General features: G+C 59.4%; 8 protein-coding genes and 1 tRNA gene. 4 read left to right on the forward strand and 5 right to left on the reverse strand.

The genetic code is table 11. The features are described 5' to 3' along the window. Nucleotides 1-5: 5 nt before the first annotated feature. From nrdI to ACEUKI_RS09100, 5 genes are all read right to left on the reverse strand, one after another. Nucleotides 6-464 carry a class Ib ribonucleoside-diphosphate reductase assembly flavoprotein NrdI gene (nrdI, locus tag ACEUKI_RS09080; protein WP_179133553.1) on the reverse strand — a complete coding sequence of 153 codons (459 nt, stop codon included), beginning with the start codon at nt 462-464 and terminating at the stop codon, nt 6-8. Beyond that, entirely contained in the window at nt 461-727 is a 267-nt protein-coding gene (locus ACEUKI_RS09085; protein ID WP_007051803.1) for a glutaredoxin family protein, read from the reverse strand. The genes nrdI and ACEUKI_RS09085 overlap by 4 nt, the downstream gene beginning before the upstream one ends. Before the next feature lie 408 nt (nt 728-1,135). Continuing rightward, the gene (locus ACEUKI_RS09090; protein ID WP_144169296.1) at nt 1,136-1,693 is read right to left on the reverse strand and encodes a GtrA family protein; all 558 of its coding nucleotides are present in this window, start codon (nt 1,691-1,693) and stop codon (nt 1,136-1,138) included. Further along, the gene (locus tag ACEUKI_RS09095; protein WP_374156762.1) at nt 1,686-4,124 is read right to left on the reverse strand and encodes a glycoside hydrolase family 3 C-terminal domain-containing protein; all 2,439 of its coding nucleotides are present in this window, start codon (nt 4,122-4,124) and stop codon (nt 1,686-1,688) included. Before ACEUKI_RS09095 ends, ACEUKI_RS09090 begins: the two co-directional genes overlap by 8 nt. Nucleotides 4,125-4,459: 335 nt before the next feature. Beyond that, a complete protein-coding gene (locus ACEUKI_RS09100; protein ID WP_115769878.1) occupies nt 4,460-7,417 on the reverse strand; it encodes a glycoside hydrolase family 3 protein in 2,958 nt (985 codons plus the stop codon). Between the two features lie 369 nt (nt 7,418-7,786). Between ACEUKI_RS09100 and ACEUKI_RS09105 the strand changes: the two genes are divergently transcribed. From ACEUKI_RS09105 to ACEUKI_RS09120, 4 genes are all read left to right on the forward strand, one after another. Further along, nucleotides 7,787-9,883, forward strand: a complete 2,097-nt coding sequence (locus tag ACEUKI_RS09105) for a serine/threonine-protein kinase (RefSeq protein WP_080785692.1) — start codon at nt 7,787-7,789, stop codon at nt 9,881-9,883. Nucleotides 9,884-10,019: 136 nt separating this feature from the next. Further along, nucleotides 10,020-10,997, forward strand: coding sequence for a thioredoxin domain-containing protein (locus ACEUKI_RS09110; RefSeq protein WP_080785691.1), 978 nt, complete (start codon nt 10,020-10,022; stop codon nt 10,995-10,997). A gap of 130 nt (nt 10,998-11,127) precedes the next feature. Then, nucleotides 11,128-11,201 (forward strand) — tRNA-Thr (locus tag ACEUKI_RS09115). A gap of 319 nt (nt 11,202-11,520) precedes the next feature. Beyond that, nucleotides 11,521-13,029 carry a G5 domain-containing protein gene (locus ACEUKI_RS09120; protein ID WP_374156763.1) on the forward strand — a complete coding sequence of 503 codons (1,509 nt, stop codon included), beginning with the start codon at nt 11,521-11,523 and terminating at the stop codon, nt 13,027-13,029. The last annotated feature ends 31 nt before the right edge of the window (nt 13,030-13,060 follow it).

The following is a 13,060-nucleotide window of genomic DNA, read 5'->3' on the forward strand; positions in this document are numbered from 1 at the left end:
CCTTATTACTGTTCGGTGAAGAAGCGGACTAGTCCCTTACGCACGGCGGCGGTGTCTTCTGGGGTGCCCATGAGTTCGTAGCGGTAAAGGTATGGAACGTGGCATTTGGCCGAGATGATATCTCCGGCGGCGCAGTACGCCTCGCCGAAGTTCGTGTTCCCCGAAGCGATGACGCCGCGAATCCACTCGCGGTTGGCTGGATCGTTGAGGAAGCGTTTGACCTGAATCGGCACTGCTTTCTTGACCACGCCGCCGCCATAGGTGGGCACCATGATGACGTACGGTTCGCGGACTTTCAGCGCCGGGTCGGCGGCCCGCAACGGGATGCGGTAAACGTTAATGCCTTCGTCCGGCAAACGGCATCCGGCCACGAACCGTGCGGTGTTTTCGGAGGCCGACGAGAAGTAGACCAATGCGCCGATCGTCTTGCCGTCGGCCGCGAATTCGGGCTGACTCAGACTCACGCGGATACCGTGGCGGCGGCGCGGTTGTCGGCGGCCACCTGCTGGGCGACTTCACGAATCAGGTCGGGGCGGTAGCCGGTCCAGGAGTTGTCCGGCGTGATGACCACCGGGGCCTGCTGGAAACCGGCGGCCTGCAGCTGCTCAAGGGTGGAGGGGTTCTGCGTCAGGTCCACGGTTTCAAACGGCACACCCAGCTTGGTGAGCTGGCGCTTGGTGGCATCGCACTGCGGGCAATGCGGCTTGGTGAACACGGTGACGGTCATGGCGACTCCCCTTGATGTAGTTCTGATGAACAGTGAAGCGAAGGCCATATTACAGCGGTGTGATTTGAAATCAATGCACTATATGTAGTGGCGTGTGTCACACAACAAACCTAGATATAGGGTTTTTCGTTGATATTCCGCCATTCCCATGCACCCCCGAAAATCGGCGTGCAGCGACCCGCCCAATCACATGTGACATTGTTCACATTTGCGTTTAAACCGCTCTTCGACTGATCCTCAACCGCCCTGCAACCGCCATCTTGGGTTTCGAGGGGCTGTTTTGACCCTTGAAACCCACAATCTCGCGATTGTCACTCCGCATGACGCCAAAAGGCCCGGTCGAATGTCCACATGGGCATCCGGCCGAGCCAGAAAAGGATTACGGGGAAATCGTAAGTTCGCGGGGGCTCACTTGTTCTTCGGCATGATCCAGAACTTGAGCAGCGGGTAGCTGACAATCACGGCGAGCAGAGTGTTGACCATGGAGGCGATGGTGCCGGCCACTCCGGCGTTCATGCCCCAGCCTTGGCACAGGGAGGTGACGTAGCCCGGCAGCACCAGGTTGACGACCACGATCACCACGGCGAGGATCGCATACTTCCAGGCAGCGTCCTTGAAGCTGGAATCGGACTTGAACACCCACTTCATCTGCACGAAGAAGTTGACCACCTGCGCGATGACCTCGGCGAATAGGAAGGTGAGGAATCCACCCAAGCCGTTGCCGGACTCCGGATAGTTGAAGATCAGGAAGTGGAACGGCGCGGTGATGCCCATCGCGGAGACGAAAATCGCAGTGCCAATCCACGTGACCACGAAACGGGAGATCGTGGAGATGTTGGACAGCACGTTGAACAGGATGAACTCCCAAATGGTCGGGTGGTTCTTGATCCAATGGCGGATTGGGCCGAGCTGCTGCTCTTCGGCGGCCTCGCCGGGAGCGTTGGGGGCGGCGTTGGTGTCAGTCATTGTTCAGCTCCTTTGCGGTGCGCTTGTTGGCGGATTGGTTGCGGAAGTAGCCCGCGATGATGCCGCCGAGGCCGCGGAAGGTGTGGCCGTTGGCGATCTTGACTATGGCGTCGACCATGGTCGAGTCGACCATGCCCTGGGTCATCTTGCTCATGGCCCTAGGGGGCATGTTGAGGATGAACAGCATATTGAGGTCCGGTGCGCCGGTCTTCTGGCGAGTCTTGGCCTCACGGTTGGTCAGAGTTTTAGCGATGGTCCGGGCGACGAGACCCTTGGAATCGACCCAACTGGAGATCGGGTCGTTCACGCCGAAGGTCGTGGGTTTGCCGGGGGCGATGACCTCGTGACCGAACAGCACGGCCATTTCGGCGTCGGTCACGTGCTTGACGTCGCCGGTCAGGTAGTGGCCGAGCGCCGGGTCGGCGGGGGTGGCGTCCACGTCGCCGGCGACCGCGAATTCGCAGGTCAGTGGCAGGTCTTCGGCGTTGGAGCCGACAGCCAGCGTCCATACGCCGGATTCGGTACGCCATGCGTTGGCTGCCGTGTCGAAGTGACGGAAGGTGTAGCGGTCGAATTCGATGCGCACGGTCTTGGATTCGTGTGCGTCGAGCTGGACCTTGGCAAAGCCCTTGAGCTCGCGGGCAGGGCGCAGCACACCGTCGGACGGGCCGGTCACATACAGCTGGGCGACGGTGGCGCCGGGCACGTCGGAATCGTTGGTCACGGTGAACTGGACGCCGGTCTCATCGGCGGTCAGGTTGCTGTAGGTGAAGGTCGCGTAGCTCAGGCCGTAGCCGAACGGGAAGCGGACCGGCACGTTGGCGGTTTCGTAGTAGCGGTAGCCGACGAACGGGCCCTCGCGGTAGATGGCGTCGCGGCCGATGGCCGGGTACCAGCCGGCGGACGGACAGTCGACATAACTAATCGGCCAGGTTTCGGCCAGGTGACCGGATGGGTTGATCTGGCCGGTCAGGGCGCGCACGGTGGCGGATGCGCCCGCTTGGCCGGACAGGCCGACGTACAGGATTGCGGACACGGCGTCGAACCATGGCAGCTCGACCGGAGAGCCGGCCACGAGCACGACGATGACGGGCTTGCCGGTGGCGGTCAGGGCGTCGACCAGATCGTTCTGCGCTTGCGGAATCGCCATGGTGGAGCGGTCGAGGCCCTCGGATTCGCTGCGCTCGTCGAGGCCGACGACGGCGATCACCGCATCAGTGGTGTCGGCGGCGGCGAGCGTTTTGGCTTCGTCGATGAGCGTCTGGTTCTTGGCTCCTTGGCGGTCGTAGCCTTGCGCGTAGCCGGCCACGGTCACGCCGGTGGTTGCTGCGGCGTTCTTGAGCTCATCAAGGATGTTCTCTTCGCGAGTGGCATTCACCTTGGAAGAGCCGGAGCCTTGGAATCGCGGGGTTTTGGCCATGTCGCCGATTACGGCCACACAAGTGCCGGACTGCAGCGGCAGCGTGGCGGAAGCGTTCTTGAGCAGCACGGACGAGTTCTCGGCCACCTTGCGAGCGATTTCGTGGTGCGCAGCGGCGACGGCATCTTTGAGCAGGTCGTTGCGGCCAACGCCTTCGGTTTTGGTCCAATGTGCGATCTTGGCGACTTCGGCGGCACGAGCGTTGAGGTCGGCCTCGGACAAGGTGCCGGCCTTGACCGCGCCTTCGAGTTCGCGCACGGAGGTGTAGCCGGGGCTCGGCATTTCGAGCGAGCCACCGGCCTTGACCGCGGCCACGGCGGAGTTGGAGCCGCCCCAGTCGGAAACGACCATGCCATCGAAACCCCACTCATTGCGCAAGATGTCTTGCAGCAGGTGCTTGTTCTCGTGCGCGTAAACGCCATTGATCTCGTTGTATGAAGTCATGATGGTCATCGGCGCGGCCTCACGCACGGCGATTTCAAACGCGGTCAGGTAAATCTCGCGCATCGTGCGCTCATCGACCACGGAGTTGGAGGCTTGACGGCGCAGCTCCTGGCTGTTGACCGCGAAATGCTTCGGGCAGGCGGAAACACCGTTGGACTGAATGCCGCGAATCAGACCGGCTGCCATACGACCGGCCACGATAGGGTCTTCGGAATAGTACTCAAAATTGCGGCCGCACAGCGGGTTGCGCTTGATGTTCAGGCCTGGACCGAGCAGCACATTCACGTCCAGATCGTGCGCTTCGTTGCCAAGTGCCTTGCCCATTTCTTCGGCGAGCGCCGGATCCCAGGAGCTGGCAACGGTGCCGGCGGTCGGGAAGCAGGTGGCGGGCTTGGATGACCCCAGACCCAGATGGTCGCCTTCGCCGAGCTGGCGGCGCACACCGTGGGGGCCGTCGCTCATCACGAAGCTGGGAATGCCGGCCTTCTCGTTGCCGCGGGAATCCCATTCGGAGCCACCTGAGAGCATCGCGGCTTTCTCGGCGACCGATAGTTCTTCAAGTTCCATATCGTTCTCCCTTGCACTGTTGTACGGCTGTCTGACGAACCGTCTTGCGCCACACTGCTGGCACCGCATCCACGAAGTGCCTGAAGTTGCACACGATTCGTCGCTAGTTTGATTGAATCAGGTTTGCCCGGGCCGCGCTGCCCGCATTACACAACCTGTCGTTTCGCACGCACAATTGGTTGGGAGAGGCATAAAACTATGGTGCGGGGAATCGTTACCGTTTGATTATCTTCTTCTCGCGGCTTCTCTCCCCCAGTCTCACATACGCGAGACAGCCCCCTCGTCAGAGGGGGCTGCATATCCGCTAAGCACTAGGTCTTAGCGTATCTGTTCTCTCAGGCCTCGGTCGGTGCATCGGCGGGAACCGGTGCGGCCACGGCCTTGCGGCGCTTGAGGTACTTCATGATGGTCAGGACCTCGAGGCCGACTGCCAGGACAGCGGTCACGCCCCAGACCACGTACATCGCGATGCGCCAGACCGGGGTATCAACCTTAGGCTCACCGTTCTCGTACTGCCAACCGTTAGCGGTGGTGTACAGGATGTTGTGGGCGGCGGTGCGCATCGCCTTGACGGAGGTGGCGGACTTGTCGGTGATGTGGTTGGTAATCTTGGTGGTGGCCAGCATGGAATCGTTGCCGTTACGGATCTCCTGATCAGCATTCTGGTAGCCGTAGCCGCCGAAGTAATCGGTCAGAACGAAGCCCTTGAAGCCCCACTCGTCACGGAGCACGGTGTTCAGCAGGTTGTTGGAGGCACCGGCATAGGTGTAACCGATGTAGTTGAAGGAGCTCATCACGGCCTGAGCGCCGCCTTCCTTCACGCTCATCTCGAACGGCTTGAGGTAGATCTCGCGGATGGACTGCTCGTCCGCCCAGGTGCACACCATGTTAGTACGATTGGTTTCCTGATCGTTCAGAGCGAAGTGCTTCATGAAGGAATACACGCCCTTCTCCTTAGCGCCGGCGATCTCGTTGGAAGCCATAACACCGGAGATCAGGGGGTCCTCAGAGAAGTACTCGAAGGTGCGGCCGGAGAAAGCGCCACGGTGGATGTTCATAGCCGGAGCGTACCAACCAGCAACGTGCATGTCATGAGCCATGTCGCCGATCATCTCGCCGAACTGCTTGGCCAGATCCTTGTTCCAAGTGCAGGCGAATGCGGTGGAAGCCGGGAAGCCGATGGAGCCAACGCCGGTGAAGTTGTTGTTCAGCGAGGCCGGACCGTCAGCATCGATGAGCTGGATCTTGCCGACGGAGGAGACGGCCGGGGTGCCGTAGCCACCGTTGGCGATGAGGTTGTCCATATCATCGAAGGTCAGCTGGTCAAGCAGCTTCTCCCAATCAGCATCGTCGTAATCCTTGCCGTACATGTCAGCCAAGCGGAGACCATTCTTGGCACCGAGGGTCGGCATTTCGTCGGAATCATCGTTATACTTGGTCGGATCATAGTTGCCGTTGTTGGTGAAAGCAGCCTTGACTTCGTCGCTCATGGAGAAGTTGGTCGGGGCTGCGGTGGCTTCAGCGTAGTTCGCGAAGTGGTTGGCACGGGACAGATAGGTCACATCGCCAGCGGCATAGTCGAACTGGTTGGTAGCCACGGTCTGATCATCGTTGTGGGTGTTCGACTCGGAGTCGTAGGTGATGGTGTCAGCAACGTTGATCTTCTCGGAATCGATCACATGATGGGAATCGGACTGGATGGAGATGGCGTAATCACCCTTCTCCAGCACCCAAGCCTTGGCATTCTTGTTGTCATAGGAAGCCATATCGTCATCATCGAACTCGATCTTCACAGTCTCAGAGGCGCCCGGCTCAAGCTTCCCGGTCTTCTCGAAAGCGACGAGGTTCTTGGAGGCCTTCTCGATACCGCCATCGGTGTACGGCGGGTTGTAGTAGACCTCAACAACGTCCTTGCCGGCGGTGTCGCCAGTGTTGGTGACGGTCACATCAAACGTGACCTTGCCGTCCTTGTGGGAAACGTCACCCATCTTCTGCTCAAAGCTGGTGTAAGACAAGCCGTAACCGAACGGATAGATGACCGTGTCATCGTAGTTGATCAGACCTTCATCGGCTGCAGTCTCATAGAACTTGTAACCCACATAAATACCTTCGACATAGTTGACGAAGGACGGAAGCACTGTACTTTCCTGACCGGTGAAGCCGGTGTACTTAGCGGCCAGATCGTCGGCGTTATCGTAGACGAATGCACCATTGGCACCAACGGAAGACGAGCTGGCAGCAGCGGCACCATCAGTGTTGTTGAACACTGGGGTCTTGGTCAGATCCTTAACGAACGTGTCGGAAGTCTTGCCGGACGGGTTGGTTTCGCCAGCGAGCACGTCACCGAGTGCGGAGAAGCCGGTCTGGCCTGCAGGCGGGCACCACAACACGGACTTGATCTGCGGGTAGTTGCTCAGGAAGTCGAACTGGAAAGCATTTGCACCGTTATAGACGAGCGTGACCTTGTCGAAGTTCTTGGTGACCAGGTCAATCATGTCGTGCTCAGTCTTGCTCAGCTGCAGGAAGTGCTCACCATCCCGGAAGTCATCATAATCCTTGGAGTTGTTCTCGTAGGTAATGGTTTCGGCCTTCATGTTGGTCGGCAGATCAGCACCTTCGCCACCGACACGGGTGATCACCACAACAGCCTCATCGGAGAAGCTCTTGGCGTCAGAAATCAGCGAATCGGAATATTGGTCGGCCGGGACCTCAGGCAGGGTCCAATCTTGGGCCCACATAGCAACAACCGGACGGTCCGCACGGTAGTCGGTGTACAGCTTGCTCAGATCGGCGTTGGTTTCAAGACCAGCTTCCTTCATACCATCAAGCAGGGAAACGGTGTCGTACTGGTCAGACATGGAGCCGGAGCCGGTGCCTCCATAGACCGGGTTGGTGGAGCCCCAACCGAACACGTTGACCTTCTTGTTGCTCAACGGCAGGTTGGAATCATCGTTCTTCAGCATGGTGATAGCTTCCGACTGCACTTCCTTGGCCAGCTCATTAGCCTTGGAAACAGTAGCGTCAGACAGCATGTACTTCGTGAGGGTCGCGTTGTTGAGCAGCGTCGACAGCGGACCGGACAGCATCATGGAGATGGCCACGACGATGCCCACCAGGGCGACAATCCAGGATTCAGAGCGAATGAGCTTGCGAGAGCCCACGTTCTTGACCGTCTTCTTGTTGACGGCAAAGGTGATGATGATGGCCAATACCAGCAGCACGCCGATAACCACCAGATAGGGGACCAGCGAACCAACGACGTTCATGACGTCGGCCATGTTGATCTGCAGCATGGTGTTTCTCCTCCTTGCTTCTTACCAAACTGCGGCATCCGAGTCCGATCTTCATCGAGTTCGATCAGCGATTGCACGATACTGCCTTGCACCGTGGTCATCGCATGAGATACGTCTGCCTGGCTCTCCATCGGGTTGCTACGCCGACACATCCTTGATGCCGATGATTCTAGGGTGGCAGATTCGCTTGGCCCGTACCCGCCCGCACACCTATCCTGTCATTTCGAGCGCATAATCTGCTACCACATTCGTGCCCATGACCCATCCAATATGACGTAAATGGCACTTCTTGATACGTAAACGGCATCTTTACCCAAATTTCTGTCGCTGAGCGCCCAAGCACCACCCCAAAGACGCCACCAAGCTAGGATGGAGGGCATGAGCGATTTGAACGCGTTGAATCTTGAACCGGGCGAAGTGGTTGGCGGATACACACTGGTCTCCCGACTCGGCGCGGGCGCCATGGGATCGGTATGGCGTGTACGCGACGATGGCGGCACCACCTATGCCATGAAGATCCTGCGCGATTCGCTGGCCGACGAATCGGGAACCCCGAACTCCGCCAGCACGGCAGCGCACGACCCGGACCTCAAACCCAACATCACGCCGCGCGAGCGCCTACGTCGTGAGGCAATGGCTCTGAAGAAGGTCAATCATCCGGGCGTATGCGGCATTGTGGATATGGAACTCGACGATACGTTGGCGTTCATCGTCACCGAGCTCATCGAGGGCCGTAATCTCAAGGAAGACGTGGAGGTCAACGGCCGTTATATCGGCGACGATCTGGAACGTCTGGCCCGTAAGCTCATCGACGCCACCAAAGCCGTACATGCAGCCGGCATCGTCCACCGCGACATCAAACCCACCAATGTGATGGTCTCAGCAGCCGGCCCGGTGCTGGTCGACTTCGGCATCGCCATGGGCGAGGGGGAAAGCCACGTGACCCGCACTGGACTGGTAATGGGCACACCCGGATTCATAGCCCCCGAAATTATTGAAGGGGCTGAATCAGATGAAATGACCGACTGGTGGTCCGTAGCCTCTGTGCTCGCCTTCGCCGCGACCGGCGCACCGGTATTCGGCACCAAGCCGATGATGGCGGTGCTGGAGCGTGAAGCATCAGGCAACGCGAATCTCACCGGGCTGCCGGCCAGCACGATGGCCGCGTTCCGATCAGCGCTCAACCCCGATCGGTCGAAACGCTGCACGCCAGATCAGCTCTTGAATGCCATCGCCGTAGACGCTCTGGATCCCAACGTCTGGCAAGGCACGCAAGCCGGTCCATTCGCCGCAGGGGCCGTCGCCGGTTCGGCCGCCACAATCGCCACAGCTACGACTGACGGAACCGAGGCGATGCCCCCTTTTGGCGCAACCGCCGACGCGGATAGCGATAATCCGCGGGCCATCTGGCGTCAGGATGATGAGGCAACACAACTAGTAGGCAGCACCGCCGAAAACGCCACCGAGGCGATACACCCTGACGTCGAACGTACTGAGCCAATAAGCAATGAGCCACCGGTCGCCCCGACCACGCCGCTGTCTGAACGCACCGCCGTGCTGCCCACACCACAACCAGTGCCGCAGCCCATCCCTCAGCTAGCGCCGCAACCAGTCTCATTCGGGCAAAACGGGTGGAATCCGGCTGGCGTGAATAACACAGCGGTGGATTCAGCGATCCGCCCTGCCATGCAGCACGTCATCAACCAAGCCGCGCAATCCGTGCCCACCGAGGCACTGATGCAGGTCCCGCCTGCGCCCAATCCCGCGGATGTGCGCCGCGGAATGTATTTGCATAACGGCGTATTGCCACTGTTTCTGCTTGCCGTGCCGGTAGCCGTGCTGGCCGCAAGTTTCCCGCTCATCGCCCTCATTGTGGCCGAAATACTGCTTTGGCTGCTATTGACGCTGGCGTACAACACCGAACCTCAGCTGGAACGTGAAGGCCGGCGCGGCGGCGAGCGCAAAAACTCTGATTCGCTGATTCGCGTGGCCACATTGCCTTGGCATATCGTCAAGGCCCTGCTGCTGTCAGCGCCAAGACTGCTACTGCTGGCTATCGTCTATCTCGCCGGTATCGTCGTCACCACAGTGCTCATGGGACTTCCCGTACACGAGCTTTCCTGGTATTTCACCGCAGACCGGAGCATTCCGATTCCACTGCTTGATGATGTGCCATTCTCCATGTGCGGACTGACACTCGCCGGATTCATGGCTATCGGCTGGCTCATCACCGTCTTCGGACCACAGTCAGCTATGATTCGCCTCGGCGCTGGCGTACTGCGCGGCATCACCAGCACACGTCAGGAGCCTGTGACACCGTTGCCGGCGAATGGTTCCCCCGCAACGCCGACCACCGAACGAGGTGGTCGCGGCACGGCACTGTTCACAATTTGGATTATCGTTACGCTGGCGCTCTGCGCACTGCCGCTGCTAGGTATGCCCATTAGCTGGACTCCATTGGCATAGTTCGGCCGCAGCCCTCCCTCTTACACCAATCACACTTTTACAGGGAATTCACCTTCCAGCTAATCTGAGCACGGTCTTCCTCAGGACTGGTCATTATGATGGGGCCAAACACCGAAGCGATCTCAAGGGGATATCCATGTCAGATCAGAAGCACCAAGCCAAGCGTGCTACTCGCGCTGAACGTCGCGCAGCTGAACAGGCCGCACAACAGGCACGGGCCGAACAGGCAGCCAAGGAGCGTAAGCAGCAGACCATCATCGGCTGCATTGTGGTGGCCATTATTGTGGTGCTGGTGGCCATCGCTGGATTCGCCGTATACAAGGCTATGCGGCCGTCCAACACCAGCAGCAGTAACCAGCAAAGCAACATGACTGTGGACGAGGCCTACAGCAAGCTCAAGAAAGTCAGCACCCAGCCGGCTAACGCCGACGACAAGGCCGGCTTCGTAATCTCCAACAAAGGGTATGGCCAGAAAGCCGAGGGGGCTCCCACCGTATCCATCTACATGGAACCGCTGTGCCCCGGCTGCGCCTCGGTGAACCGCCAGCTCGACCCAACGCTCGTCAAGCTGATGAACGCCGGCCAGCTCAACATCGATTTGCACTTCCTCAATTTCCAGGACAACAAGAGCTCCGACAACTACTCCAACCGCGCGTTCAACGGTGCCGTCTACATTGCCGAGCATGATGACGATCCCGCCCACCTCATGAGCTACCTCTCCAACATCTACGCTGAGGACTTCCAGCCGGGCGAATTGTCCAATTACGAGCCGGTAAGCAACGCCAAGCTGGAGAAGCAGGCCGTCAAGGCCGGCGTGAGCGAGGATGTGGCCGCCGCGGCGTTCAGCGGCAAGAACGAATACCTCGACTGGCTCACCGCCTCCAACAACTACACGATCCTGCGCCCCGAACTGTTCAACAGCTCCGGTGCCTTCTCCTCCCCCACACTCACCATCAACGGCGAATACTGGGATCTGAAGCAGCTCACGCTGGCGGACACGAATATGGTGGACGGCTTCCTCAAGTCCATTGGGTTGGATGCTGACCAGGTAGGAGTGGAAGGCAAAATGCCATCCATCGGTGCCAGCGGAAAGCCGATTTCGGTCGCCTCCTGATGCTGCGTGGCCGAATGAGTTGACGCCGCGACATATGCAATACCGCCTGCGGCTCGGCTTAAATTGACCACTCGGGAAGTACCGGTATACTAGTCATTTGTTCGCAACGATTTACGCGTTAAGAACAATCGCCTCTTTAGCTCAGATGGCCAGAGCGGCCGCCTTGTAAGCGGCAGGTCGTCGGTTCGATCCCGACAAGAGGCTCGTCGCGCAGAAAAATGGCGTATTATGTGATACGTAGACTTTTCTACGCATACAATTCTTACCTTGGGTAAGTCTCCAGGAGCCTTCCCCCAATTATGGGCTTCCTGGAATGAGGGCGGAGCGTCCCCCAACCAGCTCCGCGCCTTCAAGGGGGCGGGAACATCCCCTTCTCTCCCGCCCCCTTTTTCTTTTCTTTTTTTGAGCTCAGAACAATCTGACGAGCAGGAATGGTGACGGTGGCCGGCGAAACCGTAGTACGGGCCGGAACAACCGTTACGATGGGTGGCGTAATCGTTCACCCAGCAGGAAGAGTACGGCAATGGCACGGCGTTGGACCCCGCAGCGGTTTGTTACACTGCGTCGCATCCGCGTAATCGCTGGTATCGCGGCGACCAGCATCGCGCTGGCTGGATCATTCGCGTTCACCGCACGTAAATCCGTGGCCCTCAACATCAACGGGCAAACCACCCAAGTCACCACATATGCGATGACGGCCACCCGTCTTCTGGAGGAACAAGGGGTGGATATCAAGACCCACGATATCGTCACTACCTCGTCCGGCGACCAGCTCGCCAATCATGCCGTGGTCACCGTACAGTCCGCCTACCAGACCACTATCAACATCGACGGCACCGCCGTGCCGTTCTGGACCGTGGCCACCAGCGCCGACCAGCTACTGGGATTTTTCGAGGAAAACCAGAACAACGCCGCGAAGATCACCGTCGACATCAAGAACGTGTACAACCAGCTCACCGGCGGCCTGGTGATCAACCAGTCCGGGCCGGTCACCGTCATCGCCGACGGCAAAAGCTCGGTGGCCCCCAATGGCAAGCTGCCGGCCGCCTCCATCCTCGATTCCAAGGGCATCGTGCTCAACAAGGAGGATCGCGTCAGCGTTGAGAAAGACGGCGACGAGACCATTCTGCGCGTATGCCGCGTGACCCACGGCGAGGAGACGCGCACGTCCATGATTCCGTTCTCCACCCAGACCATCATCGACCCGAATCTGGCTGAAGGGCAGGCCGAGGTGCGCCAGCAGGGCGTCAACGGCGAGAAGACGCAGGTGTACGACGTCACCTATGTGGATGGCGTGGCCGAATCGGAGACGCTGAAATCGGAGACCGTCACCTCGATGGCCATTGATCAGATCATCGCCGTGGGCGCCGCCAAGTCTGATACCGATAAGGGTCCCGATAAAGGTTCCGATAAGAAATCCGACTCCGCCGATAACGGCAAGGCCGATTCCGGTTCCAACAATCAGCACGAGTCGTCCAACAACAATGCCGGCAACACCGGCGGCAACAATGCCGGCAACACCGGCGGCAACACCGGCGGCAACAACTCCGGCAACACCGGCGGCAACAACTCCGGCAACACCGGCGGCAACAACTCCGGCAACACCGGCAACTCCGATAACACCGGCAACACTGGTAACACCGGCGGCGGTACGAACAACAATTCCGGCTCTTCTGGCTCCGATTCAGACACAACCACCACGCCTTCCGGTCGACTCTGGCATGCGACCGTAGCCCAGGCTCAGGCCTATGCCGCCGGTGCCGCCGCGCAGCGCGGGTGGACAGGCAACGACTGGGATTGTCTGGTCAAACTATGGACCCGCGAGTCCAGTTGGCTGTGGTATGCCGAAAACGCGAGCTCCGGTGCCTACGGCATTCCTCAGTCGCTACCAGCAGACAAAATGGCTGCGTTCGGTGCCAATTACCGTGACGATGCCGCCGTACAGATCGATTGGGGTCTGTGGTACATCGCACAAGCCTACGGCAGCCCGTCCAAGGCATGGCAACATTCCGAACAAATCGGTTGGTACTGATCGGTTACGAAGCCCACAAGGAACACACGCT

This window comes from Bifidobacterium sp. 2450, from assembly GCF_041900695.1.
In the GTDB taxonomy this organism is placed as follows: domain Bacteria; phylum Actinomycetota; class Actinomycetes; order Actinomycetales; family Bifidobacteriaceae; genus Bifidobacterium; species Bifidobacterium longum.

Excerpts from the sequence above, each read along its gene's own strand:
- ACEUKI_RS09090 (WP_144169296.1), bottom strand. The coding sequence starts at position 1,693 with ATGACTGACACCAACGCCGCCCCCAACGCTCCCGGCGAGGCCGCCGAA.
- ACEUKI_RS09100 (WP_115769878.1), bottom strand. The coding sequence starts at position 7,417 with ATGCTGCAGATCAACATGGCCGACGTCATGAACGTCGTTGGTTCGCTG.
- ACEUKI_RS09095 (WP_374156762.1), bottom strand. The coding sequence starts at position 4,124 with ATGGAACTTGAAGAACTATCGGTCGCCGAGAAAGCCGCGATGCTCTCA.
- ACEUKI_RS09110 (WP_080785691.1), top strand. The coding sequence starts at position 10,020 with ATGTCAGATCAGAAGCACCAAGCCAAGCGTGCTACTCGCGCTGAACGT.
- ACEUKI_RS09105 (WP_080785692.1), top strand. The coding sequence starts at position 7,787 with ATGGAGGGCATGAGCGATTTGAACGCGTTGAATCTTGAACCGGGCGAA.
- ACEUKI_RS09085 (WP_007051803.1), bottom strand. The coding sequence starts at position 727 with ATGACCGTCACCGTGTTCACCAAGCCGCATTGCCCGCAGTGCGATGCC.
- ACEUKI_RS09120 (WP_374156763.1), top strand. The coding sequence starts at position 11,521 with ATGGCACGGCGTTGGACCCCGCAGCGGTTTGTTACACTGCGTCGCATC.